The organism is Halorhabdus utahensis DSM 12940 (genome assembly GCF_000023945.1).
In the GTDB taxonomy this organism is placed as follows: domain Archaea; phylum Halobacteriota; class Halobacteria; order Halobacteriales; family Haloarculaceae; genus Halorhabdus; species Halorhabdus utahensis.
On sequence record NC_013158.1, the window covers coordinates 890,606 to 915,337 of the forward strand.

General features: G+C 63.1%; 26 protein-coding genes. 19 read left to right on the top strand and 7 right to left on the bottom strand.

The window, feature by feature from the left end; all coding sequences use genetic code 11:
• Positions 1–31 precede the first annotated feature (31 nt).
• Complete coding sequence (locus tag HUTA_RS04525; protein WP_015788684.1) at positions 32–739, top strand: sensor domain-containing protein; 708 nt, start codon at positions 32–34, stop codon at positions 737–739.
• Here HUTA_RS04525 and HUTA_RS04530 read toward each other — a convergent pair.
• On the bottom strand, positions 730–927 hold the full coding sequence (locus tag HUTA_RS04530; protein WP_015788685.1) for a zinc finger HIT domain-containing protein: 198 nt from the start codon (positions 925–927) through the stop codon (positions 730–732). The two genes, HUTA_RS04525 and HUTA_RS04530, sit on opposite strands and share 10 nt — an antisense overlap.
• A gap of 120 nt (positions 928–1,047) precedes the next feature.
• Between HUTA_RS04530 and HUTA_RS04535 the strand changes: the two genes are divergently transcribed.
• The 8 genes from HUTA_RS04535 to HUTA_RS04570 all read left to right on the top strand — a co-directional run bounded on the left by HUTA_RS04535 (position 1,048) and on the right by HUTA_RS04570 (position 10,490).
• Positions 1,048–1,593, top strand: a complete 546-nt coding sequence (locus HUTA_RS04535) for a CDP-2,3-bis-(O-geranylgeranyl)-sn-glycerol synthase (protein WP_015788686.1) — start codon at positions 1,048–1,050, stop codon at positions 1,591–1,593.
• 84 nt (positions 1,594–1,677) lie between these two features.
• Positions 1,678–2,799: a hydroxymethylbilane synthase gene (hemC, locus tag HUTA_RS04540; protein ID WP_015788687.1), complete on the top strand. Its 1,122-nt coding sequence runs from the start codon at positions 1,678–1,680 to the stop codon at positions 2,797–2,799.
• A gap of 39 nt (positions 2,800–2,838) precedes the next feature.
• The gene (locus tag HUTA_RS04545) at positions 2,839–3,573 is read left to right on the top strand and encodes a uroporphyrinogen-III synthase (protein ID WP_015788688.1); all 735 of its coding nucleotides are present in this window, start codon (positions 2,839–2,841) and stop codon (positions 3,571–3,573) included.
• A 126-nt stretch (positions 3,574–3,699) separates the two neighbouring features.
• Positions 3,700–5,268, top strand: coding sequence for an ATP-binding protein (locus HUTA_RS15220; protein ID WP_143920325.1), 1,569 nt, complete (start codon positions 3,700–3,702; stop codon positions 5,266–5,268).
• A gap of 84 nt (positions 5,269–5,352) precedes the next feature.
• Positions 5,353–6,387 carry a hypothetical protein gene (locus tag HUTA_RS04555; RefSeq protein ID WP_015788690.1) on the top strand — a complete coding sequence of 345 codons (1,035 nt, stop codon included), beginning with the start codon at positions 5,353–5,355 and terminating at the stop codon, positions 6,385–6,387.
• A gap of 127 nt (positions 6,388–6,514) precedes the next feature.
• A complete protein-coding gene (locus HUTA_RS04560) occupies positions 6,515–7,924 on the top strand; it encodes a DHHA1 domain-containing protein (protein ID WP_015788691.1) in 1,410 nt (469 codons plus the stop codon).
• A 401-nt stretch (positions 7,925–8,325) separates the two neighbouring features.
• Positions 8,326–9,309, top strand: a complete 984-nt coding sequence (locus HUTA_RS04565) for a PLP-dependent cysteine synthase family protein (RefSeq protein WP_015788692.1) — start codon at positions 8,326–8,328, stop codon at positions 9,307–9,309.
• Positions 9,306–10,490 (top strand): cystathionine gamma-synthase, encoded by a 1,185-nt coding sequence (locus tag HUTA_RS04570; RefSeq protein WP_015788693.1) that lies wholly within the window; start codon positions 9,306–9,308, stop codon positions 10,488–10,490. Before HUTA_RS04565 ends, HUTA_RS04570 begins: the two co-directional genes overlap by 4 nt.
• Before the next feature lie 43 nt (positions 10,491–10,533).
• On the opposite strand, the gene HUTA_RS04575 is transcribed toward HUTA_RS04570, so the two are convergent.
• Positions 10,534–11,580, bottom strand: coding sequence for a phytoene/squalene synthase family protein (locus HUTA_RS04575; RefSeq protein ID WP_015788694.1), 1,047 nt, complete (start codon positions 11,578–11,580; stop codon positions 10,534–10,536).
• A gap of 99 nt (positions 11,581–11,679) precedes the next feature.
• Between HUTA_RS04575 and HUTA_RS04580 the strand changes: the two genes are divergently transcribed.
• The 4 genes from HUTA_RS04580 (at position 11,680) to HUTA_RS04595 (ending at position 14,322) form a co-directional block, all read left to right on the top strand.
• Complete coding sequence (locus HUTA_RS04580) at positions 11,680–12,318, top strand: chemotaxis protein CheC (protein ID WP_015788695.1); 639 nt, start codon at positions 11,680–11,682, stop codon at positions 12,316–12,318.
• 55 nt (positions 12,319–12,373) lie between these two features.
• On the top strand, positions 12,374–12,823 hold the full coding sequence (locus HUTA_RS04585) for a CopD family protein (RefSeq protein WP_015788696.1): 450 nt from the start codon (positions 12,374–12,376) through the stop codon (positions 12,821–12,823).
• A 90-nt stretch (positions 12,824–12,913) separates the two neighbouring features.
• Positions 12,914–13,297, top strand: coding sequence for a 30S ribosomal protein S6e (locus HUTA_RS04590; RefSeq protein ID WP_015788697.1), 384 nt, complete (start codon positions 12,914–12,916; stop codon positions 13,295–13,297).
• Between the two features lie 149 nt (positions 13,298–13,446).
• A complete protein-coding gene (locus HUTA_RS04595) occupies positions 13,447–14,322 on the top strand; it encodes a CheF family chemotaxis protein (RefSeq protein WP_015788698.1) in 876 nt (291 codons plus the stop codon).
• A gap of 24 nt (positions 14,323–14,346) precedes the next feature.
• Here the strand turns inward: HUTA_RS04595 and HUTA_RS04600 are convergent, their stop codons facing one another.
• The 5 genes from HUTA_RS04600 to HUTA_RS04620 all read right to left on the bottom strand — a co-directional run bounded on the left by HUTA_RS04600 (position 14,347) and on the right by HUTA_RS04620 (position 20,448).
• On the bottom strand, positions 14,347–15,210 hold the full coding sequence (locus HUTA_RS04600; RefSeq protein ID WP_015788699.1) for a CheF family chemotaxis protein: 864 nt from the start codon (positions 15,208–15,210) through the stop codon (positions 14,347–14,349).
• 70 nt (positions 15,211–15,280) lie between these two features.
• Positions 15,281–16,507 carry a HEAT repeat domain-containing protein gene (locus HUTA_RS04605; RefSeq protein ID WP_015788700.1) on the bottom strand — a complete coding sequence of 409 codons (1,227 nt, stop codon included), beginning with the start codon at positions 16,505–16,507 and terminating at the stop codon, positions 15,281–15,283.
• Position 16,508: 1 nt separating this feature from the next.
• Positions 16,509–17,324, bottom strand: coding sequence for a CheR family methyltransferase (locus HUTA_RS04610; protein ID WP_015788701.1), 816 nt, complete (start codon positions 17,322–17,324; stop codon positions 16,509–16,511).
• 41 nt (positions 17,325–17,365) lie between these two features.
• Positions 17,366–19,378 carry a chemotaxis protein CheA gene (cheA, locus tag HUTA_RS04615; protein WP_015788702.1) on the bottom strand — a complete coding sequence of 671 codons (2,013 nt, stop codon included), beginning with the start codon at positions 19,376–19,378 and terminating at the stop codon, positions 17,366–17,368.
• A gap of 5 nt (positions 19,379–19,383) precedes the next feature.
• Positions 19,384–20,448: a protein-glutamate methylesterase/protein-glutamine glutaminase gene (locus tag HUTA_RS04620; protein WP_015788703.1), complete on the bottom strand. Its 1,065-nt coding sequence runs from the start codon at positions 20,446–20,448 to the stop codon at positions 19,384–19,386.
• A 262-nt stretch (positions 20,449–20,710) separates the two neighbouring features.
• On the opposite strand from HUTA_RS04620, the gene HUTA_RS04625 reads away from it, so the two are divergent.
• From HUTA_RS04625 to HUTA_RS04650, 6 genes are all read left to right on the top strand, one after another.
• Positions 20,711–21,136: a chemotaxis protein CheW gene (locus HUTA_RS04625; RefSeq protein ID WP_015788704.1), complete on the top strand. Its 426-nt coding sequence runs from the start codon at positions 20,711–20,713 to the stop codon at positions 21,134–21,136.
• A 118-nt stretch (positions 21,137–21,254) separates the two neighbouring features.
• The gene (locus HUTA_RS04630; protein WP_015788705.1) at positions 21,255–21,980 is read left to right on the top strand and encodes an RAD55 family ATPase; all 726 of its coding nucleotides are present in this window, start codon (positions 21,255–21,257) and stop codon (positions 21,978–21,980) included.
• Positions 21,981–22,183: 203 nt separating this feature from the next.
• On the top strand, positions 22,184–22,519 hold the full coding sequence (locus HUTA_RS04635) for a winged helix-turn-helix domain-containing protein (protein ID WP_015788706.1): 336 nt from the start codon (positions 22,184–22,186) through the stop codon (positions 22,517–22,519).
• A 67-nt stretch (positions 22,520–22,586) separates the two neighbouring features.
• Complete coding sequence (locus tag HUTA_RS04640; RefSeq protein WP_015788707.1) at positions 22,587–22,925, top strand: DUF7521 family protein; 339 nt, start codon at positions 22,587–22,589, stop codon at positions 22,923–22,925.
• Between the two features lie 223 nt (positions 22,926–23,148).
• Positions 23,149–23,775, top strand: a complete 627-nt coding sequence (locus HUTA_RS04645) for an archaellin/type IV pilin N-terminal domain-containing protein (RefSeq protein ID WP_015788708.1) — start codon at positions 23,149–23,151, stop codon at positions 23,773–23,775.
• Positions 23,776–24,111: 336 nt separating this feature from the next.
• Positions 24,112–24,720: an archaellin/type IV pilin N-terminal domain-containing protein gene (locus tag HUTA_RS04650; protein WP_015788709.1), complete on the top strand. Its 609-nt coding sequence runs from the start codon at positions 24,112–24,114 to the stop codon at positions 24,718–24,720.
• Positions 24,721–24,732 lie beyond the last annotated feature (12 nt).

Below are 24,732 nucleotides of genomic sequence, written 5' to 3' on the forward strand. Positions count from 1 at the left end.
TTCGTATCCCCGGGCAACAAAAGATCGATCCATGACGGCCACGTCTAATAGATCGCTGTCGCGTCGCATCCTTGGCGTCGTGGTGGCGAAGCGAACGTATCGCAACCTGGCGTACATGTTCCTGCGGTTCCCGCTGGGGATCGCGTACTTCACGCTGTTCCTCACTGGAATCACTCTGGGAATCGTCTTGATCCCGCTAGTGATCGGCGTCCCAATTCTAATCGGCGTCCTCGGAGCCGCCGACTATGCGGGTGTGATCGAAGCACGGATCGCAACAGGGCTGCTGAACGTCGACGCGACCTGGACACCCACCGACGCGGACGAGCTGTCGGTCCGCAACTATGCCAAGACGGTCGTAACCGACCGCCACAACTACGGGATGGTTGTCTATTTCCTGGCGCAGTTCATCGTCGGCACTGTCGCGTTCGTCGCGCTCACACTCGGGTTGGTGATCCCACTGACGCTACTGGTCGCGCCGCTGGTGTACTGGTTGCCCGGCGTCCGCTACGAGCTGTTGACCGGCGAGGGGTCGACCGTCGAACTGGGGGCGCTCTCAATCGATAGTTCAACCGGAGCAGGCGGGTTCGGTCCCATCGTCATCGACACGCTCCCGGAAGCACTCGCCGCGTCGGTCGTCGGTGTGATCGTGTTGCTAGTGACTCTCCATCTCGTCAACGCCGTCGCCCGGGTGATGGGGTGGCTCACGTGTACGATCTTCTCGTCGTCGAGTCAGAACTGATAGGTGTCGCCGGTGTCCGGCTGATCGTCCCCACTCGGTTGCCCGCCACCGCCCACTTCGCGGGCGCACTCGACGCAGAACCCGACCGACGCCTCGTAGTGGCGCTCACAGACGAGCGTGCCACATCTATCGCAAGTGTACCCGGCACCGGTGCGACCGCAGATGCCACAGAGACCGGAACTGCTCATATCCTCTCTTGGCCGGCCACGGACTTCAGAACTGGGGGTACATGCTTGCCGGATCAAACCGACCACGCCACGAGCGGAATCAGATGTCTTTAACTGACGGCCATCGTATCGCCGGGAAAGATGTCGTGGCTCTCGGTCGTCGTCATCGCGTTCTGGGCGATGTTGCCCGCATATCTCCCCAACAACGTCGCCGTGCTGGCCGGCGGCGGTCAGCCGATCGACGGCGGGCGAACCTATCGCGGTGCGCGCCTGCTCGGCGACGGTAAAACCTGGCGTGGCACGGTCGCCGGCACCGCGGCGGGGGCGGCCCTGGCGCTCGCACTCGACGCCGCGGCACCCGCCATTGGCGACGCGATCGGGATCGACCTGCCTGGATTCCCGATCGCGGCCGCCGTCGCGCTGGCACTGGGCGCGATGGTCGGTGACATCGCCGCCTCGTTCATCAAACGCCGCCTCGATCGCCAGCGCGGCGCGCCCGTCCCCGGCCTCGATCAACTCGATTTCGTACTCGGCGCGCTCGGCCTGGCCGTACTCGCCGCGCCAACCTGGTTCGGCGAGACGTTCACGCCGGCCGTGCTGGCAGTCGTCGTCATCCTGACTCCCATCCTGCACGTCACGACGAACGCGCTCGCGTACGTGTTGGGGCTGAAAGACGAGCCGTACTGATCGGCTGGCGACACTTCGATCCAAGCCAGCTATCGCCAGCGTCGAGCGGTGAGGTTATCCCGCTCGACCGTGGACACACGGCTAATGAGCAGCCGTGCCACGACGTTCCGGTTGGCCACGCGCGGGTCGGATCTCGCGCTCCGGCAGACCGGGGCGATACGCGACGCCCTGGAGAGTCGCCGTCACGAGGTCGAACTCCTCGAAGTCGAGACGACGGGCGACGAACTCCGTGACGAACTCATCCATCGCCTCGGCAAGACCGGCGCGTTCGTCCACAGCCTCGACGAGCGCGTCCGGGCAGGCGAGGCCGACGCCGCGGTCCACTCGTTGAAGGACGTCCCGACGGAGGATCGCGAGGGGTTGACCGTCGCCGCGGTGCCCGAACGCGCGCCGGCGAACGATGTCCTGGTCACGCCCGACGGAACCGACCTCGATGACCTTCCGGAGGGCGCAACGGTCGGGACGTCCAGTCTCCGCCGGCGCGCGCAGTTGCTGGCCGAACGCCCGGATCTCGACGTCCAGCCACTGCGCGGCAACGTCGACACCAGAGTGGAAAAGTTACTCGCACCCACCCTCAAGGCAGAGTATACGGCGCGACTGGATGCCCAAGAGAGCGAAGAAACCACCGAAAATGGCGACGACGAAACGAAGGCGACGGGCCAGACGTTCGAGCAGTCCTTCGACGACTGGTTCAACGGCCTCGCCGAGATCGAGCGCAAAGCCACGGCACGCGAGGTCGACACCGAATACGATGCGATCGTGCTCGCCGAAGCCGGGCTGGATCGGCTGGGACTGACCCATCACCTCGACTTCCAGGCACTCCCCGACGAGCAGTTCGTTCCATCTCCCGGCCAGGGGGTCGTCGCCGTCGTCGCCGAGGAAGGCGAAGCCGCCGAGGCGATCCGCGATATCATTGATGACGCTCGCACGCGCGTCGAGGCGACCGTCGAGCGCACGATCCTCGAAACGCTGGGCGGCGGCTGCGTGGCCCCGATCGGCGTCCGGGCGGTGTTCCAGGGTCGAGTCGTCACGACGACAGTCCGCGTGCTCGCGCCCGACGGAACCGAGGAGATCGCCGACCGACGCGCACTCCCGGTCGAAGACCACGTCGACGCCGCCCGCGAACTGGGCGAGGACCTCGCCGACCGCGGTGCAGATGAGGTGATCGAACGCGCCAAGGAGATGGCGGAGGCCGACGACACATGAGGCCGGTCGCCGGCACTCACCACACCGGGAGGGAGAGACATGACTGACGACCGGCCGACCGTCGCCGTCTTCCGCCCGGACGACGAGCGACTGGAGACGGCGGTCGAACTCCTCGAATCGCTCGACGCGAACCCAATCGCCGACCCGATGCTCGCCGTTGAGCCGACGGAGACGCTTCCCCGCACGGACGCCGAGGTGGTCGTTTTCACGAGCAAGACCGGGGCCGAACTGGTGGCCGGCGAGTGGACGCCCGGCGACGCAACAGTGTGTGCGATCGGCGAGCCGACGGCCGCCGCACTCCGGGCGAACGGGATCGCGGTCGACGTCGTGCCGGAGACGTACTCCTCGTCCGGACTCGTCGATGCACTCGGGGAGCAAGTCGACGGGCTGCGAGTCGAGGTCGCCCGCAGCGACCACGGCAGCGACGTGTTGCTGGACGGGCTGGAATCGGCCGGCGCGTACGTCCACGAGACGGTACTGTATCGACTCGTCCGTCCAGCGAACGCCGGCGAGTCCGTCCGGCGGGCCGCCGAAGGCGACCTCGACGCCGCGCTGTTCACCTCCTCGTTGACGGTCGAACACTTTCTGGCGATCGCGAGTGAGCGAGGCCAGCGAGCGGCGGCGATCGAGGGATTGTCCGAGGCAGTCGTGGGGACGATCGGCGGACCAACCCGAGAGACGGCAGCGGGACAGGGAGTCGACGTCGATGTCGTTCCCGAAGCGGCCGAGTTCGAGGCACTTGCCACAGCGGTCATCGATCGGCTCGATCGATAGTTGATCGACGAGCGCACGGAGAATCGCAATTCGACGACGAGCGCTACCGACGTATTCCACCCAAGCTATTTTGGCGACACCGACCACTCTCCGAACACCGTGTCTTTGTTCGGATTGCGCTCCGCCGTGAACCGGCGCCTCTCCCCGGCGGGGCTGATCGTGGCGGTGATCGGGTTCGGCCTGACTCGCTTTACCGTGACGTTCACCGTCGGAGAGCAACCGTTGCGGTTTGCCTTCGCTGGCATCGTCCCACTGACGCTCGGCCTGACCCTATCGGCATTCGGGGTCGCGTTGACCGTCGGGTCGTTCGATCGACGCTACGTCCGAATCACGGCCCTCTGGACCGTGATCGGAACGGCGACCATGTTCCTGCTCGTGGTCCTGACGCTGATGGGATCGGGCGTCGATGAGATGGGAGAAATCGCCGGTGTGCAATGGCAACCAGCGCTGTCGAACTTCCTGATCGGCGGGGCGATCGGGGGCGCACTGACGGGTATCTATGCGGCCGAGAACCGTCGCCAGCGCGGGGAACTCAAACAGCAGACCGACCGCCTGGAGATTCTCAATCGCAGTCTGCGCGACCGAGTACTCAACGCCGTGCTGGTGATCGACGGCCAGATCGGTGTGCTCGACGACCGCGACGATCCGGAGTTGCAGGGCCGGGTCGTCGAGACAGTCCAATCCCAGTCGAAAAGCATCCAGCGAACCGTCGAAGACGTCAAGCACCTGGCTCGCTCGACGGAAGGTGCCAGGCGCGGACTCGAAGAGATGGATCTGACCACCGTGGTCGAACGAGCCATCGGGACCGTCTCCGCGGATTGTCAAGATTGCCAATACGAGGTGACGACACGCCCCGAGAAACCGGTGTCTATCTGGGGGAACGAGATGCTCGAACGCGCGATAGAGCACGTCCTCCGTCGGGGAACCGACCGCGACGACGGGCCCACGCAAGTGTCGATAACCATCGAGCAAGGAAATCGGCTTGCCCACCTCCGAATTACGGACGACGGCGCGGAGTTGAGCGACTCTCAGCGTGAAATCCTCGAAGAAGGGGCCGGTAGTGACTACGACGACCCGTCGAGCGGATTCGGACTCAACGTCGTCAGGTTGGTACTCGACACGATTGGCGGCCACGCCGAAACGAGCGACGATGGCGGGACGACCACGATCGAACTGGCGATCCCACTGACGTCGGCAGCGACCCATCCCGGTCGATCGACGGTGCGAGCGCCGGATTCCTTCGGTGTCTCCCGCCGTGAAATGTGGCTGACTGTCGTGGCGTCGCTGGTTGCTGGCGTCACGATGGGCGTCGTCGGCCAAGCGACTTCGGGCGTGGTCCCGATCATCGGGTCGTTGTACGGCAGCACGCAACCAGTCGTCGGCTGGATCACTCACGAGTTCCACAGCGTCGTCTTCGGGTTGATGTACGCGGGGATACTCGCGTCCGTCCCCGACCCCTACGCCGAGGACGTCAGATGGTGTCTGGCAGCCGGGATGGGGTGGGCGCTCGCCCTCTGGCTCGTCGCCGCAGGCGTCATTATGCCGCTGTGGTTGCGCCTAGTCGGACAGCCAGCTGTGGTGCCGAGTCTGTCGCTTCTGTCGCTGCTCAGTCACCTCGTTTGGGGCGCGACGATGAGCGCGCTGTACGTCGGTGGGCGGCTGGCGATGGATCGAAAGGCAGGGCAATCAGACTGATCGCGTCGCAGCCGACCGCGTTCCGGGTTACTTCCCGTTCCCAGCCACCACAACATTCATTGGTCGCGTCGTGGGCCACCACGTATGTTCGGCGACCAGCGCCACACCCACGTCGGAATCGACGGGGACGTGTTCACGATCAACGGCCAACGGACTTACGCCGGGCGAACCCACGAGGGCCAGTCGATCGAGGGGTTGCTTTTCAACGCCCGCCTGGTCCACGCTATCTTCGACGACGAGAACCCCGAAACGGTCGACAACTGGGCGTATCCCGACACCGGCGAGTGGGATCCGGAACGCAACGTCTCTGAGTTCCTCGGTGCGATGCCGACGTGGCGAAAGCACGGGCTCCGGGCGATCGCGACCAACCTCCAGTGCGGGAGTCCCGAGGGGTACTCCGAATCCCAACCCTGGACGGTCTCGGCGTATCGACCGGACGGGACGCTGAAACCGGTGTGGATGGGGCGACTCGAACGCGTGCTGGATCGCGCCGACGAACTCGGCATGGCCGTGATCCTCGGGCTGTTTTACTTCGGGCAGGACGACGTGTTGGCAGACGAAACGAGCGTGATCCGGGCCGTCGATGAGGTGATGGCGTGGCTTCACGAAAAGGAATATACCAACGTCGTCCTCGAAGTCGCAAACGAGTGTGACATCAACTACGACCACGCGATTCTCCAACCGGAGCGCATTACCGAACTGATCGAGCGTATCAGGGAGACCGAACACGACGGCCATCGCTACCCCGTCGGGACGAGTTTCTCGGGTGGGGTGGTCCCGACGGACGACGTGATTGACGCGTCGGATCTCGTGCTCCTCCACGGCAACAATGTCGACGATCCCGAGCGGATCCGCGAGATGGTCGCCGAGGTCCGGTCGGCACCTACCTACGAACCGATGCCGATCGTCTTCAACGAGGACGATCACTTTCGCTTTGGCTCCGATAGTAACATGCTGGCCGCCCTCGAGTCCGGGGCCTCCTGGGGATACTTCGACCCCGGCGAGAACGATTACTGGCACGGCTACCAGTCACCGCCGGTCCGGTGGGACCCCAACACCGCCCGCAAGCGCGCCTTCTTCGCGTATCTCGACGGCGTTACCGATCCAGACGGTCGCTAATCAGGTGGCCGGTCCGGAAATAGACGATCGGAAATGATTCAATTCCCCACCCATCATTGATATAGCGCCATATGATTTATCCGCCCGATCCTGACGTTTTTATCGCTGTCCGAACCAAGCAATAGCGATGGCACCCGTGCCGAAACTCGCCGATCGAGCCGCGGAGTGTGCCCAGCGCCTTCGAAGCGCCGATGAGGTGCTCCTGGCCTCGCACATCGATGCTGACGGATTGACGAGCGCCGGAATCGCCACGACGGCCCTTGAACGGGCGGGGATTCCAACGACAACGGTCTTCAAGAACCAGCTCGACGACGAAGAAATCGCGTCGATCGCCGCACGAGACTTTCAGACGGTGCTGTTCACCGACTTCGGGAGTGGCCAACTCGATGCGATCACGAAACACGAACAGCAAGGGGACTTCGAGCCGATCGTCGTCGACCATCACCAGCCGGCCGACGCCGAGACGCGCTATCACCTCAATCCCCTCCTCGAAGGGATCGACGGCGCATCCGAACTTTCGGGGGCTGGGGCAAGTTACCTACTCGCACGCGCGTTGGAGGAAGACGAACAGGACAACCGTGACCTCGCCGCGCTCGCGGTGGTCGGCGCTGTCGGCGACATGCAGGCAGTCGGCGGCGAGCTCGTCGGTGCGAATCGAGCGATCGTCGAGGACGGAATGGGAGCAGGCGTCCTCGAGGAGGCGACCGACATCGCGCTGTATGGCAAACAGACCCGACCGCTGCCGAAGCTGCTCGAATACGCCGATCAACCCCAGATTCCCGGGGTTTCGGGCGACGAAGCCGGCGCGATCGACTTCCTGGAATCGCTCGGGATCGATCTCGAAGTGGATGACGAGTGGCGTCGATGGGTCGACCTCTCCGCGGAAGAGCGTCAGACGGTCGTCAGCGGGCTCGTACAGCGTGGTGTCGAGCGGGGCGTGCCGGCGGACCGGATCGACTCACTCGTCGGGACGAGTTATACGCTCTCAGGAGAGGCACAAGGCACCGAACTCCGTGACGCAAGCGAATTTTCGACCCTGCTCAACGCGACGGCGCGCTATGAACGTGCCGACGTGGGCTTGGCCGTCTGTCTCGGCGACCGCGAGCAAGCCCTCGAACGCGCCCGTCGATTGCTCGCGAACCACCGGCGGAACCTTTCGGAGGGCCTTGAGTACGTCCGCGAGAACGGCGTCGAGTCGGGCGAGACAGTCCAGTGGTTCGACGCCGACGACGCTATCCGGGAGACGATCGTGGGGATCGTCGCCGGGATGGCACTCGGACTCCCCGGCGTCGACCGCGAACGGCCGATCGTCGCCTTCGCCCGGAAGTCCGAGGACGAGCGGAAGGTTTCGGCCCGGGGGACCGCCACCCTCGTCCGCCAGGGGCTGGACCTCTCGGATGCGATCCACACGGCGAGCGTCGCGGTCGGTGGCGGTGGCGGGGGCCACGACATCGCCGCCGGCGCAACGATCCCGGCGGCCCGCCGAGAGGAGTTCATCGACCGGCTCGAGAGTGCTATCGCCGAACAACTGGCCTGAAATCCGCGGATGACCGACGAATATCTCGCCAGTGGGCTGTCTGTCTGCCACTGCATAAACCATATTACGCTATAGCAAATACAGTGGGCCGGTCGAGAAGCGAGTTCGGCTCGTTCGAGTCAGGACGCGGACCTCGTTCGGCGATCTCAAACAGAAAGCGGCATAAAGCGCCCACACATTTTCGTCAGTATGGGTCGAACCCATTCGATTCCGGGCGCCACCTCAAGCAGGCGGCGTGACTGGGATCAACCGATGGTGCCCCACCGACAGCCGCGGGCACGCCGACGGGCACGGGTTCACGATCAACGCTCCTTCTCACCGTCTCTTGGCTGTTGTCGCTGTTGAGTTCGCTGCATAGCGGCTCGCATCGGTGACGAACGATTCGAACACAGCCTAGAGACATGACGACACATCACGAACCTGCGACATCCGTACTCGAAACGATCGGCCGAACACCCCTTGTCGAAGTTGACAGCGTCGACGGGGCGGAGATATACGCGAAGGTGGAGACGTTCAACCCGGGCGGCAGCGTCAAGGACCGGATCGGCAAGCGCATCATCGAGCAGTTGCTGGAGCGCGGGGCGATCCCACCCGGTGGGACGATCGTCGAGCCGACAGCCGGCAACACCGGCATCGGAATGGCGATCGCGGCCGGCCGACACGACCTTGAGGCGATCTTCGTCGTTCCGGAGGGCTTCAGCCCGGAGAAGGAACGACTGATGGCCGCCCTCGGCGGCGAGATCGTCCACGTGCCGGGCGAGGGCGGGATGGACGGTGCGATCGAGCGCGCACACGAAATTGCAGAAGAGGAAGAAGACGCTACCGTCCCCCAACAGTTTTCGACGCCGCTGAACGTCGAGGCCCACTACCGGACGACTGGGCCGGAGATCCTCGAAGCACTCGACGGGGAGATCGGGGCGATCGTCGTCGGCGTGGGCTCGGGTGGGACCCTGACGGGGATCACTCGCGCCGTCCGCGAGCACGTCCCGGACGTCCACGTCGTCGCCGTCGAGCCGGCGGGGTCGACGTTCGGCACGCTGCTCGGAAAGCCACGGGACGAGAAGCCATACAAGACAGAGGGGATCGGGACACACGACCCCGAAGTTACGGAGCTGCTGGAGCCCGACGAGCTCGACGACTTCGTGACGATCACCGACCGGGAGGCCCACGCCGAAGTACAGCGCCTCGCCGCCGAGGAAGGCCATCTCGTCGGATCAAGTTCCGGCGCGGCGAGTGTCGCCGCGCGGCAGGTGGCCGATGAGATCACGGCGGGTGACCGGGACCCGCCCCACGACACCGTCGTGACGGTGTTCCCGGACGGGAGCGAGCGATACCTCTCGAAGAACATCTATGGAGCGTTCGACGAGTGGGAGGGCAAAGCATGAGCGAAGAGCACGACAGCGAATTCGTCGGTAGCGCGTTCGAGACGCGGGCGATCCACGCGGGGTGGGAGCCCGATGCGGAAACAGGAGCGATCATGCCGCCGATCTACGCCTCCTCGACGTTCGCCCAGGACGCCCCCGGAGACCATCGCGGCTACGAGTACTCCCGGACGGGCAATCCGACGCGGACAGCCCTGGAGGACAACCTCGCCAGCCTCGAAGGAGGATCACACGGCCGGGCGTTCGCGAGCGGAATGGCCGCGATCAATACGGTCCTGAACCTGCTCGAAGCCGGCGACCACGTCGTCGTCGGTCAGGACGTCTACGGCGGCACTCACCGGCTGTTCACGGAGGTCTACGAGGACTACGACCTCGAATTCTCATTCGTCGACGCGACCGATCCTGATGCACTCCGTGAAGCGGTCACACCGGCGACCGAGCTCGTCTGGATCGAAACGCCGACGAACCCGCTCATGCGGGTGCTGGACATCGAGGCCGTCGCGGGCGTCACCCACGCGAACGACGCGCTGCTTTCCGTCGACAACACGTTCGCGACGCCGTACCTCCAGCGCCCGCTCGAACATGGCGCGGACATCGTGACCCACTCGCTGACGAAATATCTGGGTGGTCACTCCGACGTCGTCGGCGGCGCACTGTTCACCGACGACGCCGAACTGGACGAGCGACTGGGCTTCTACCAGAACAGCGTCGGGGCGACGCCGGACCCATTCGCCTGTTTTCTGGTCCTCCGCGGGATCAAGACCCTCCCCGTCAGGATGGACCGCCACTCCGAGACAGCCATGGGGCTGGCATCGTGGCTCGCCGAGCAACCGGCCGTTGAAACAGTCCACTACCCGGGCCTTTCCACCCACCCACAGCACGACGTCGCCGCGCGACAGATGGACGACTACGGCGGGATGGTGAGCGTTGAACTCGACGCGCCGCTAGACGCAGTCGAGACGTTCGTTTCGAACACCGAAGTGTTCACGCTGGCAGAAAGTCTCGGGGGCGTCGAGAGCCTGATCGAGCATCCGGCGTCGATGACTCACGCAGCGGTCCCCCCAGAACAGCGACGACAGAACGGTATCACTGACGGCCTCGTTCGACTCAGCGTCGGTCTGGAGGGGGTCGAAGATCTCCGGGCAGACCTGCAACAGGCACTGTCAGAAGCGATCGACGGCTGATGCGGTGACGAGCAGGGGACGACCCGAGGGCACCCGGCCGGGATCACTCGACGGCGAGGTGAAACGGTTCCCGCTCGATCGAGGTCCGGAGATCGCCGAGCGCATCGCGGCCGGTATCGCTTGCGACGGACATCACGGCAAAGACCTCCTCGCGATCCACCTTCACGCCCGTTTCAGTGAGCGCATCACCCGGCCGGTTCCGGAGTTCACGGAGTGTCCCGACACTCAACAGATACGGGACTGACCAGGCAGCGAGCGTATTACCGTGAGAGAGCGGCATAGCTTCGAGATAGGACTGGGCGTCGTCGAGAAAGGTTCGAGCGCGGGTAGCCGTGCGGTCGACGACACGACCGACCGCATCCCGGTTTCGATCGGCCAGGACATGCTCCTGCTCGACGTTCTCGGCGGCCAGCCAGGTGGCCGGCAGGTAGACGTTGTTCTCCTCGTGGAAGTCCGCGTGGACGTCCTTGGCGACGTTGACGAGTTGGAGGAGCCGGGCGAACGAGCCGGCGGTCTCGTAGAGGGTTTCGCTCCGGCCCTGAGCGACGCCGTCGCGAGTGAGCAGGTTCGTGATGAGCATGCCGACGGTCCCGGCGGCGTAGTGACAGTACTCGTCGAGTTCCGCGTAGTCCGCGAGCCGGAGCCCGCCGGTCGCGGCGTGCGCCGAGAGAAAGTCGGCCATCCCGTCGACCATTTCCCGAACGGGCGGGACGATCGCCGCCCGTGCGTCGGCCGGTTGGTCGGCGAACGTGGCCCACACCGTCGGCGCGCGTGCGACGACCCGCCAGTCCTCGGAGCGTTCCGGCTCAGGGAGCCAGGGATCGACGGCCGATCGGAAGTCGAGCATGGTCCCGTCGGCGTCGGGATCGAGTGCGGCGTCGTAGGTGGCCAGGAGCGAGACCTGCTCGTCCGGCGGAATGTGTCCGGCGTCCTCGATCGTGTCCGCGACGCGACAGAGCAGGTACCCCAGACCGATCTGGGATGCCATCGGCTCATCGAGTGCCTCGACGGTGAGCGCAAACGTACGGGAGACACCCTGTACGGCCTCGTAACACCACTCGATGTCGGGAGGAGGGTGCCCGGAGTTCATGTTGATCAACGCGAGATGGTACGGCCCCCGGGGGCAAAAACCCGTGCCCCGCGAGACACAATCACTAAGTAGCCTATTGGTGTGGATACGACCGATCAGATGCCGCTGCTCATCGACATCAGGAAATTACGGGTCATCAACCAGCTGATCAAGGCCGGTGCGGAGAACGCGGCCACCTCGCTCGGATCACTCGCTGGCGTCGAATCGACAGTCGAGATCAAGAGCCTGGCGTTCGTCGAACCGCCGGACATCGCCCGCGAGATCGGGACCGATCCGATCTACAGCGCGAGCATCCGGCTCAACGAACCTCCCTACGGTGTGTTTTTGCTCACGTTCTACGAGGAGACAGCCCGTGAGATGGCCGAACTGTTGACCGGCGCGAGTGTCGACGATGAGTTCAACCAGTTACAGGAGAGCGCACTCCAGGAGGTCTGTAACATCCTCACGTCGGGGTTCATCGACGGGATCGCAAACACCCTCGGGACGACTATCGACATGGGGACACCGACGCTCCGGTTCACTGGGGGCGAAGAGATCGCGGAGGACGCACTCTCACACGTCCGGGTGGACTCACTGTCGATCGTCCTCGACAGCCTCGTGGACGTGACTGACCGGGACGCCGCGTTCAAGATCAGGCTGTTCCTGATCCCCGATCCGGGCGCGTTCGTCAACATGCTGGACCAACTCGAACTCGGCGAGATCGACGAGGACGACACCGAAGCGGACCCTGTATTTTGAGGGGCTCCGAGGGCGATCCCGTGTCTTGATGTGGATCGAGGCCGTTCGCACGTCCATGACATTTGCAGACGTGGTTGTTGCCGGGCTGCACTTGCTGTTTGCCGCCGTGTGGGCGGGTAGCGTCGTCTTCATGACTGTCGCCGTCCTGCCGGCAGCAAGAGACGGGGTACTCGACAGCGAACCGCTCGCGCGCCTGACGACGCAGTTCAAGCGGATCGCCCGCGCGGGTGCGATAGTGACCCTGCTGACCGGCGGCCACCAGGCGGCCACCGGTTACATGGAGACGCTGTTCAGTTCGACGCGGGGGCATCTCGTCCTCGGAATGGTCGTCCTGTGGCTTGCACTCGCCGCGCTCTCGGAGATCGGTGCGGCGCGGCTCACCGACGGGACGGACCAGCAGAAAGTCAGGACGCCCGCCGCCGATGCCCGGCCGTTCTTCCTCGCCGCATCGGTCGTCGCCGTGGCACTGTTCGTCGACGCCGGCGCGCTGGCTGCCCCCTGGTAAGCCCGCGGACGGCCACCACGAGGAGACCAGACGGAGGGGGAACCGCGGCGTTCCGACGGGCTTTTTTAGCGCGACCGGTTTGAATCGGGTATGGTTGACTTCACTGTCGCCGTGGCCGATCCGGACACGGGCGAAACCCATCAGGTCGACATCGACGGACAGGACGCCAATCGCTTCGTGGGCCGAGAGCTCGGCGACGAGGTCGAAGGGAGTGCGATCGGTCTCGACGGCTTCACCCTGGAACTGACTGGCGGATCCGACGACGCCGGCCGCCCGCTCCGGGCGGACGTCCGTGGGCCGAATCTCAAGTCGATCCTGCTCGAGGGCGGGACCGGGTTCAGCCCCGAGCGCGACGGCGAACGCAAGCGTGTCACCGTCCGTGGCCGGGAGATCAGCGACGCAGTCAGACAGCTGAACGTAACGATCGTCGAACACGGCGACGGCGACGTGGCCGACCTGCTCACCGAAGAGTGACGTCACTGGAGCGAGGACCGCTCCACGAGAAGTCACGGCGTCTGCGATACGCCGAGTAGCGAGGGTCACCGTGCGTTCTCTCGATTGATATTCGCACGTAACGCTCAATAGTTGGCCAGTCCTATCGAGGGATAGACAGACGAGAATCCATGTCGGAATCAGTCATCGCGGATTTCGTCGCCTCGTTCAATTCCGAGCGCTCGGCTCGCGCCGAGCCCGTCAAGGGGCGGGTGCTCCTCAGCCAGAAGCGGCTGGTGCTCGCGGCGGACGACTCGAAGACGACGATTCCGCTCTCGTCGATTTTCGACGTCGCAGTCGGGCATGTCCCCCCCGATCTCGGTGACTTTTTCGATTCGACGGTGACAGTGGCCTTCGAAAAGGGAAACGACCGCTTCGTCGCCGTGGTCGAGGCCGACGACGACACGATCGAGAAGTTCTCGACGGTGCTGTTCAAGGCCCTGCTCAACGGGACCGACACGACGGTCCAGCACCCCGCAGAGATCGGTGGCCGGGTGACCGATTCCGAGTACGTCCCCGCGAAGCTGTTCCTCGATCCGAAAGGCGTGAAGTTCAAACGACAGGGTGACACCGTCACGGTGTCGCTCGCAGCAGTCACGAAGTTCGAGCGTTCGACCAGGGAGATCGCTGGCTCGGAACGTGCCGTCCTGTCCGTACGACATATGCCGGATGGCCAGGCGATGACGACCGTGGCAGCGATCCCCTCCGCCCGGAAGCTCAGTCTCCTGGGCCGGTACCTTCGGCTGGAGTACTCCGATCTCATGGCCGAACTCAAGGACATCGAGCTCGCGGACCCGGAGATCGAACTCCTGGTTGCGGTGTACTCGACCGGCGATATGGACGGGATCCCGCTCGCGAACGTCCTAGACCGCGAGGCCAGCGAAGTGACGATGCTCGTCAACGACCTCTCGGAGAAGGACCTGCTCACGACCGGAGAGGCGGGACCGACGCTCACGCCGAAAGGCCGGGTCGTGGTCAATCGCCACCTCGAAGACGTCAACGAATGACATCCTCCTCGCCGACCGCGAGGGTCACTGATCCGCGATGACTTCGCTCGCGATCGATCGACCCCTGGGTTTGAGTCCGACCTCCCGTCGGGTTCGCTTCTGTTTCACCACGCCCTGTTCGGCGAGTTGATCGAAGATATCCTCGACCTCCGCGATATCCAGACCCACAAAATCGGGGATCTCGAACGGAGAAACACCCGAATAGAGCGCCATCAACACTTCGCGTTCCGCGTCGCTCAACTCGAGGTCGGACTCGACGTGTTGGTCCCCGGAGCGAAGCAACGACGCGAGGATCGAGCAGTCACTCGCCGACCCTGACAGATAGGTTTTGACGCTCGTCCCGTCGATGGCATGTTCGACTTCGAGGACGCTCCGCTGTTTCTCCAGAACGGTACGTTCGGTCTCGTCGATGGTGCCGACGTCGCTGAGTTCGATCTCGACGAACTGCCCGCTCGAGATCGCAAGTTCGACGGATTCCTCGCCGACTTTGATCCGCGCTTTCTCCCAGGGGGCGTCCTGGACGACGCCACCCTTGACCGCGGGGTGTTTCGCGAGGACGACCTGTTGATCCAGGCGGGCGCTGTAGATCTCTGACGCGAACTCGTCCACGTCGGACGGAGAGAGCAACAGCACGTCCCGGCCAGTCTGAACCGAGACGTATCCCGAAACGTTGGCGATCGCCTCATTGACGTTTTTCCGGGTCTTGACGCTCCGGATCTCCGCGAGAGAGACCGTTTTCTTGCCCTCGTTGCTCGCCAGTACCAGACGCTTGTTCGAGAGCAGAATCCGGCCCGGGAGCCACTCGACGTCGTTGAGTTTGCGGCCATTCTCGACTACCTGGACGAATTTGCCCCGGCTGTCGGCGAGTTTGCGTTCACCCTCGCTCATCGGAATGGACGCCTCGTGTCAGGAAGTTGGCGGCCCCTCGTATTAACGTCTCGGCTCCCGCAGTGACAGGTCACAGTCGCCCTCCGAGCTTTGAGATGGCCGAGAACGCGCGTTTGCGTATCTCTTCGTTGTCGGTCTCGTCGATCAGCGTGTCCAGCGTCTCTCGCGACCGGTCGCCACCGACCTTCCCCAATGCAAAGATCGCCTGGGTCCGGGCCTGTGTCGGGCGCTCATCGTCCGTGACGACGTCGAGAAGACGGCGCTCGACGCTGACGTCTTCAAGTTCAGTCAGACTGGTCGCCGCGAACTGTGAGGTCATCTGATCGTCGTCGTCGAGCGCCGCGATCATCGCGTCGAGGACCCGATCGTCAGGTTCGGTGACGACCCGGCCGAGTAGCCACGCCGTGTTCCGGCGCTGTGCGACCTGGGTCCCCTCCTCCAAAATCTCGACCAGTGGAGCTACGACGCTGTCGTCGTCAGTCTCGCTCAACCGGTCGACGATCGTCTCGCGGATCTCGTGACTCTTCTGTGTGGGGACGTTCGCGAGCAATTGAATGATCGAATAGACGGCCGTCCGCCGAACGGTCGCCGCATCGTCACCGAGTGCATTGACCAGCGCATCGACGGGCGCGGCGTTATCGAAGTTACCGAAAGCGTTGACCGCGATCCGGCGGACACGCTCCGCTGGATCGTCGTAGAGGTCGAGCAGGGCCTGGAGTGCCTGTCGGTTCCCGATCTGTCCGAGTGCCTCGGCGGCTTCCCGCCGGACGACGCCGGCGTCGTCCGTCAACAGGGATTCAAGCGGCTCCGTCGCCCGCGGGTCGCCGATCGACCCGCACGCCCTGGCAGCCCGCGCACGCACTCGGGGATCAGGATCGGTAAACCGCCCGACAAGTGGTTCGATCGCATCGGTGTCACCGAACTGCCCGAGGCCGTTGGCGGCGGCCATCCGGAGTTCGGGCACGTCGGCTTCGAGTGCGTTGACGAAGGCCTTCGCGCGCACCCAGTCCGCTTCGCCACCCTCGAAGTCGACCCCCGCCATCGACTCGATGAGTGCCTCGATGGCATCTTGGCCGAGTTCGTCGAGGGAGTCGACTGCCGCGGCAGTCACCATGCCCGAATCGTCAGTTTCAGCAGCCTCGACGAGTGCACTCACGACATCCCGCCGATCCGCATGCTCGTCGAACTCCCCGAGCATCGACGCGGTGCGCATCCGAACCTCCTCGTTGTCGCTCTCCCGGAGGAGCCTGATGAGTTCCTGGACGTCGCCCTCGCGCTGGAGTTCGAACAGAGACATGCTACACCCTGGTGTAGATGCGACGCTGTTTGTCGACCGATTCGAACGTCCCCCGACACTGGTTCGGGATCGTCTCGGTCATCCCGATCATGAGATAGCCGCCGCTCCGGAGGGACTCGCTGATCGTCTCGAAGATGGGTTCCTTGAACGACGAGTCGATGTAGATGAGGAAGTTCCGACACAGCATGAGGTCGAACTCGCCCTGCGGGTCCCCGCGGATGAGATCGTGTTGCTCGAAGGAGACCATCTCGCGGATCGAGTCCCGGACGGTGAACGTATCGCCGTCGCGGTCGATATACGGCGACACGTCCGACAGCGGTTCGAGTTCGGCCTCGATGTCGGTCGTCTGTGACGTCTCGTAGACGCCCGCCCGCGCTTCGGCCAGGATATCCGGATTGATATCCGTCGCGAGGATGTCCAGACGGCGTTCGTCGATCTGGGCGTCGTCCCGTGCAAGCATCGCCAGGGAATACGGCTCCCGCCCGTCCGCACACGGGGCACTCCAGACCCGGACCGTCCGGTGGTCCGTAGTGAGCTCACGGAGGACGTCACGGAGGCGTTCCCAGGCCTCCGGGTTCCGGAAGAACCCGGTGACGTTGATCGACAGGGAATCCATCAATGCCTCGGCCTCGTCGCCGTCGCGTTTCAGCAGTCGCTCGTACGCGCGGTAGTCATCGCTGTCGGTCCGGCGGATCCGGGCCGTGATCCGTCGGTCGAGATAGGCGTCGTTGTAGAAATCCGTCTCGAAGTCGAGCTCCGACCCGATATACTCGAGCAGCGACCGGAACCCACGCGGTGACCCTGATCTGCGACTCATCGTCCCCTCGTCAGTGAGTGAGTGTCAATTGTCATGTAGTATCACAGTGTGACGACGTCGAGAATGTGCACGATGTTCCCGTCGCCGATCACCGCAGTTCCGGAGAGCCCCGGGGTTCCAGAGAGCAGTCCCTCCAGCGGTTTGACCACGACTTCCTCCTGGCTGTTGACCTCGTCACAGTGGAGTGCGACTTTGCGTTCAGATTCCCTGACGCGGATCAGCATCCCGTCGCCGTTCGTGCGTTCGCCGGGGACGTCGAAGGCCTCGTCGAGGTGGATGATCGGGTAGATCTCGTCGTTGTGTTTGATGACCTCGTTGCCGTTGATCTCGCGCGCCTCCCCGGCGTCGGTGATCTCGTCGACGTTCTTGATCGGGATCCCGTACTGTTCGTCGCCCACCTGGATGAACAGCACCTTCACGATCGCCATCGTCACCGGGAGCCGCAGCGAGACGGTCGTCCCCTCGTCGGGTTCGCTCTCGACGTTGACCGAACCGTCCAGTTGCGAGACGGTCTCGTGGACGACGTCCATCCCGACGCCGCGGCCGCTCGTCCCCGTCACTTCCTCGGCCGTCGAGAAGCCGGGGTGGAAGGTGAGATCGTAGATCGCCGAGTCGTCCATCCGGTCGAGTTCGTCGGCCGACCGGATGCCCTGCTTGCGGGCCTGCTCGCGGATCGCCTCGACGTCCAAGCCCGCACCGTCGTCTTCGACGGAGATGACGACGTGATCACGCTCCCGGCGGGCACGCAACTCGATCGAACCCTCCCGGGACTTGCCCTTGCGCTCGCGTTCCGCCGGCGGTTCGATCCCATGATCCACGGCGTTCCGGAGGATGTGCATCAACGGATCGGAGATCTCGGTCAGGATCGTCCGATCGAGTTCGATGTCCTCGCCCTCGATCGAGAAGTCGATCTCCTTGCCGAGGTCCCGCGAGAGATCCCGCACGAGACGGGGGAACTTCCCGACGACCTTCCCCAGCGGGATCAGCCGCATGTCCATGACGGTGTTCTGGAGGCTCGCCGTGATCTTGTCGAGTTCGTTGAGGGTCTCGCCGGTCGAATCGACGTTGTTCTGTTCGGCCGCCCGGCGAAGTTTGATCCGGCTAGTCACAAGCTGTTCGACCAGGCCGTGTAAGTCGTCGAGCTGATCGACGTCGACCCGGACGGATTTGATCTCGTCCACAGCGGTCTCGGAGGCACTCGACGACGTGGACGCGCTGGTACCGGCGTCGTCCGTGGCTCCCGTCTCATCCGCCGTGTCTGCAGCCGCGACTGCCTCCGAGACGTCCTGTACGGTCGCGGATTCGACGGGACCGACGTCGTCGACCGCTGCCCGAACTGTCGATTCGTCGGCGGCCGCGAACACGGCGAACGTTTCGTCGAACACGCCGTTCTCGATCTCGTCTGTGGATGGATCGGTCGCCACAACGTCGAGGGCGTCCTCGATGGCGTCCAGCGCCAGCATCGCGTCGACGCCCTGCATGTCTCCGCCGCCGATGTCGACGTCCGCAAGCGTGACAGTGCCCGATTCCGGCTCGGGAACGTCCACACGATCGAGGATCGGTTCGACATCGATCGAAGGCCCGGATGCCGAGGTGTCGCCCTCGGCCCCGGCGTCGACGTCACCATCCGAACCGGACGACCGACCGTCGTCACTCGCTGCACCGGCGGCGTCGGGACCGTCTTCCATGACTGCACGGATGTCCTCGACCCGGTCGGCCGTGTCGGCGGACGGTTCACCGTTCGCTTCGATCTCGGTGACGATGGCTTCGATGTCGTCGACACCGGCGAACACGAGATCCATGATCTCCGGCGTGACGTCCATGTCGCCCTGGCGGATGGCATCGAGGAGGTCCTCGATCGCGTGGGCGAGGTCGCTGGCGTCGTCGAATCCCATCGCGCCGAAGTTCCCCTTCAGCGTGTGGGCTGTTCGGAAGATCGAATCCATCGCCGCCTGATCGCTGGGGTCCGATTCAAGTTCGAGTAACGAGTTGTTCAACTCCGTGATTGCCTCCTCGCTCTCGCGAATGAAGGCGTCGAGATATTGTTCGTCCATATGGGTTAGTGCACCTCCGCGTTGATCGCGTCGAGAATCCGGTCCGAGAGGGTATCGAGTGGACAGATGGCGTCGACCTGTCCGGTCTCGACGGCCCGCTTCGGCATGCCGTAGACGGCCGAGGACGCTTCGTCCTGTGCGAGGGTCGTCCCACCCGCAGCCTTGATCGCCCGAATCCCAGCGGCACCGTCAGTTCCCATGCCGGTGAGAATGACACCGACCAGCGGGTCGTCGATGACCGCCGCAGCGCTCTCCATGGTCACGTCGACTGACGGACGGACGCTGTTGACGGGGTCGTCATCAGTCAGGGCCACGCGAAGCCGACCACTCCGGTAGTTCGAGACCTCCATGTGTCGGCCGCCAGCAGCGACCAGTGCTTCGCCGCCACCGATCCGGTCGCCGTCGCCAGCCTCCCGAACGGTGTATTCGCTTCGTTTGTTCAGGCGCGTGGCGAAGCGGCCGGTGAAGTCCGTTGGCATATGCTGGACGACGAGGATCCGCAGATCCGCCGCGGCCGGCAGCTCCGAGAGAATCTGCTCGACGACTGTCGGTCCACCCGTCGAGGAGCCGATGACAAGCGTCGGGTTCTCGACGACGCTCCCCGGTTTGATCGTCGGTTCGGAAGCGCTCGCCGGCTCACTCCGCCCGGCGTCGGTCGTCACGTCGACCTCGGCGACCGAGAGCACCATATCGACGAGCTGTTCTTTCAGTCGCGACATCTCCATCGACACTTCGCCGCCGGGTTTGGTGAAAAAGTCGACAGCGCCCTTCTCTAAGGCCTCGAACGTGACGTCCGCGTTTTCGTCAGTGTGGGCACTGAGCATCAGGATCGGCGTCGGGCGCTCGGCCATGATCCGCTCGGCCGCCTCGATGCCGTTCATCTCCGGCATCTCGACGTCCATCGTCACGACGTCCGGTTCGTGCTCCCGAACGGCAGTGATCGCCGCACGGCCGTCTCTCGCCGTCGTGACAACCTCGATGCCGCCCTCTTCGAGGATGTCGGAAATGACGCTCCGCATGAAGTGAGAGTCGTCGGCGACGACGGCCCGGGGCGATGATCGTGATGACATGTTCCGTGTGCAGACCTGTATGGGGGCGGATTTAAATGTGACCGACCGAACAGGAGCGGCCAGTCGACAGTCCGATCGGATCGATCTGTCTCCGGTGAAACCTTGCTAAACCGGGCAAATAAAGACTCCGGCGTCGTAATCATCGTTGATAACCCGGTGGACACACTTAAGGTAGTTTTGCCGAAAGTCAGGATAGAGTCAGTCGGTGGCGGCAGGGGTACTCGGTAGACGAGTTCCGGTGCGCCGCCGGGAGGACATACAGATGACAGACACGATCGGCCAGGTACTCGAGTTCGAGCTCGGATCGGAAACGTACTGCGTGAGTATCGACCACGTCACCGAGATCGTCGACATCGGCGAGGTCACCAGCGTCCCGAACTCACCACGACACGTCCGGGGGGTCATGGACCTTCGGGGACGCACAACCTCGATCGTCGACCCCAAAATAGTGTTCGGGATCAACGAGGACGGAGCGGAACGACGGATCATCGTCTTCGATCCCGAAATTATCGCCGACCAGGAGGCGGCAGGATGGCTCGTCGACGAGGTCCACCAGGTCAGACAGATCGACGAGGGCGATGTCGACGACTCACCCGGCGGCGCGGACTCGGCGTCGATCAAGGGCGTCGTCAAACGGGACGAGGGGTTCGTCATCTGGGTGGACCCGGTAGCCGTCCACGCCGAGTAAACCACGGAGGGAAATCCACTCCGCGTGAAACAGTAGACTGTCTGAGACGATCCGGAAGCCTTTTTCACTGGTGGCGACCCAACGTGGGGTAGATGACAACGTCCACGGGGTATCCACGATGGTAGAACTCACCGAAACTGGCATTGACGGGCTCGATTCGATTCTCAACGGCGGTATCGTGACGAACTCGACGACACTGGTCGTCGGCACACCGGGGGCCGGCAAGAGCATCCTGGGGCTGCAGTTCATCTACAACGGCGTCACGCAGTCCGACGAACGCGGCATCTACCTCTCCTTCGAGGAGAACCGCGAAGATCTGACAGCGGCGGCCGAATCGATCGGCTTCGATCGGTGGTCGGAGTTCGAAGACAACGGCGACATCAAGGTCTACGACAAGCGCCGCCTCCTCCAGGAAAACAGCTTCACGGACACCCTCGATGTCCTCCTGGATGACATCCAAGACGGCGAATACGACCGGCTCGTGTTGGACTCACTGGCCATGTTCGAGTTGTTCTTTGACGACGACGCCGAACGCCGGACGTATCTCCTCAAGTTCACGGACATCCTGAAACAGAACGGCCTGACCAGCTTGCTGACCAACGAGCAGTCCACGGTGTTTCCCGACAACGACATCGGCTTGGAGAACTTCCTGACGGACGGCAACATCTATCTGATCCAGACGCCGACCGAGTCGGGAGTCAATCGGTACGTCTGGGTGGCGAAGATGCGCAAACAGGAGATCGAGACGGACATCTTCCCGATGGAGATCGCCCACGGGGGTATTCAGGTCCACGACAATGCGAGTGCGTTCTCGATGATGAACGACTCCGAGTCGCCGCTGTGAAGCAGTGAGTCCGAGCGGGACACGCAGAACCCACATTTGTTGGCGTTACCGGCAATGATAGACCGTTCTTATGGCTGAGAATGAGGGGTAGCGGGCTGCTGGAGCACAGTTCCAGTAAAAATAGAAATACTCGACGAGGGTGATTTCACGGCGATTTCATCGGCGATACTTTTATCTTTACGCTGATTCATATTCTGATAACGATGGCATCGGTCGAGTTACTGCGGACCCTCGGGAACAAGTACAGCGCCGAGATACTGGACGCGACCGACGAGCCGAAGTCCGCACAGGATCTGAGCGACGAACTCGACATCCCGATCGCGACCTGTTATCGGCGCATCGACGAGCTCACCGAGCACGATCTGCTGGAGCTTCACGACAACGTGTTGTCCGACGACCGCCGTCGTATCAAGGTCTATCGGCGAAACGTCGACTCGATCCAGGTCGGGTTCGACGACTCCCTGATGGTCGACGTCCAGGAGCGCTCGGAAGTGACGAACAAACTCGACGAGGCGTGGCGGACGCTCTCGGAATCCTAGGTTTCGAACACGCGGACAGGCACCATCGATAGAACGGCGATCGTGGTCCGCCATCGACCGATTATCAATGCAGATATTTTCGAGGAATGATTTAATACGGGTGCTCGGAAACTCTCAGGCAGTGCCAGTACTTGAACTCCTCTATGCGGTTTTGACCCTCGTCTTCGTAGTCGCGGGACTCACGATGGTCGGTATGGCAGTCCGTGCGTACGCACAAACGTCACGACGGGCGATGTTACACCTCTCGCTCGGGTTCGCGCTGGCGGTGGCCGGCGCAGCGGCCACGATGATCAGTGCGTTCGTGACTGACTTCGACGGTGCGCGCGGATTGTTGCTCGTCAACAGCGGGTTGACGACGTTTGGCTACCTGTTCGTGATGTACAGTCTCGTCACCTACGAAGCGTGAGCGGTTCAGGACTCGCCACGATCGTGCAGTGTGTTACCTGTACACGGCGACTGAAGGCGAACACGCCCATTTCGGGCCGACTATGCTACATTCTCAATATTTGAACGGGGCGAGGATGCCGGCCAATCCCCGTTTTCAGAATAGATAATTTGAGAGATATTCTTAAAGGGGTGTACGAATTCGGTTCAATTAGAGTCTGGGAGTAACCCAGGCGGAGCATACAATGTTCGAACGAACCAACGACAAACCGAACGAGCGGGCCCAGGTCGGGATCGGCACACTCATCGTGTTCATCGCGATGGTGCTGGTCGCCGCGATCGCCGCGGGCGTGCTGATCAACACGGCCGGGTTCCTGCAGAGTAGTGCCGAAGAAAGTGGTGAACAGGCAGCCGAGCAGGTCACGAATCGCCTGGTCGAAGTCAACACCGTTGGCACAGTCGATACCAGCCAAGATCCGACTGTCGTCACGGAAGTCAAGATCACGACCCGACTGGCGCCAGGATCGTCCGACGTGGACCTAGATGGCGTGACGATGCAATGGGTCCAAGCAGGCGGGAGTTACAATCTGGTGTCGGACCAGACCAGCGACATCAATAACGCCGATGGGGTATTCAGTTACGATGAGCTGCGGGACAATGACGGCTCCGTCGGCACCGACAGTACGTTGAACAACCGCGTCGACCGCGCAGTCATCACTATCGGCCTCGATGGATCCAATGACAACATTGCCGGTCAGATGGAAGGTGGCGAGACCGCCACGCTGACGATCAGTACGCAGTCCGGTGGCGAGACCACCATCACGCTGGTCGTGCCGGACTCCCTGACTGAGAAGTCCTCGGTCAACCTGTAAATCCGCCTCCCCTCTTTCGTCTACGCTGTTTCTGGGTTCCTGTGTACGCGTTGAGCGGCGGCCTTCTCATGAACTGATTCACGCATTCACTATCCATGCGAACTGATATCGATTCGATCCGCAGTTGTGAATATTGATTTCGAAATGTGACCATCGGCTCGCCTGCCGGACTTCTCTCGGCTCGTGTACACCCATGCCATGTAGTTAGGCTTCAGTATCCCCTGAATTCGAAGGACGGAGCCCCAAATTCAATTGTGATAATTTGGGAGTTGCAATTAAATAGGTGTGTGAAGTTGATTCACGTAGAGTCTGGGAGTAACCCAGGCGGAGCATACAATGTTCGAACGAACCAACGACAAACCGAACGAGCGAGCCCAGGTCGGGATCGGCACACTCATCGTGTTCATTGCGATGGTGCTGGTCGCCGCGATCGCCGCGGGCGTGCTGATTAACACGGCCGGGTTCCTGCAGAGTAGTGCCGAAGAAAGTGGTGAACAGGCAGCCGAGCAGGTCACGAATCGCCTGGTCGAAGTCAACACCGTCGGAACGGTAAACAATGGCCAGGTCGAGGCCGTTGATATCACCGCTCGTCTGGCACCCGGGTCAAACGACGTCGATCTCGAGGGCGTGACGATGCAATGGGTCCAGGCCGGCGGGAGTTCCAATTTAGTGGCAGACGGTAGTGGCGACGAAGGCAATGCGGATGGTGTCTTTACCTTCTCAGAGCTGCGGGACAATGACGGCTCCGTCGGCACCGACAACACGTTGAACAACCGCGTCGACCGAGCGATCATCAGCATCGACCTGACACAGACAGACGTCAGCAGCTCCATGGCAGGTGGCGAGACCGCCACGCTGACGATCAGTACGCAGTCCGGTGGCGAGACCACCATCACGCTGGTCGTGCCGGACTCCCTGACTGAGAAGTCCTCGGTCAACCTCTAAATCCGCCTTTCC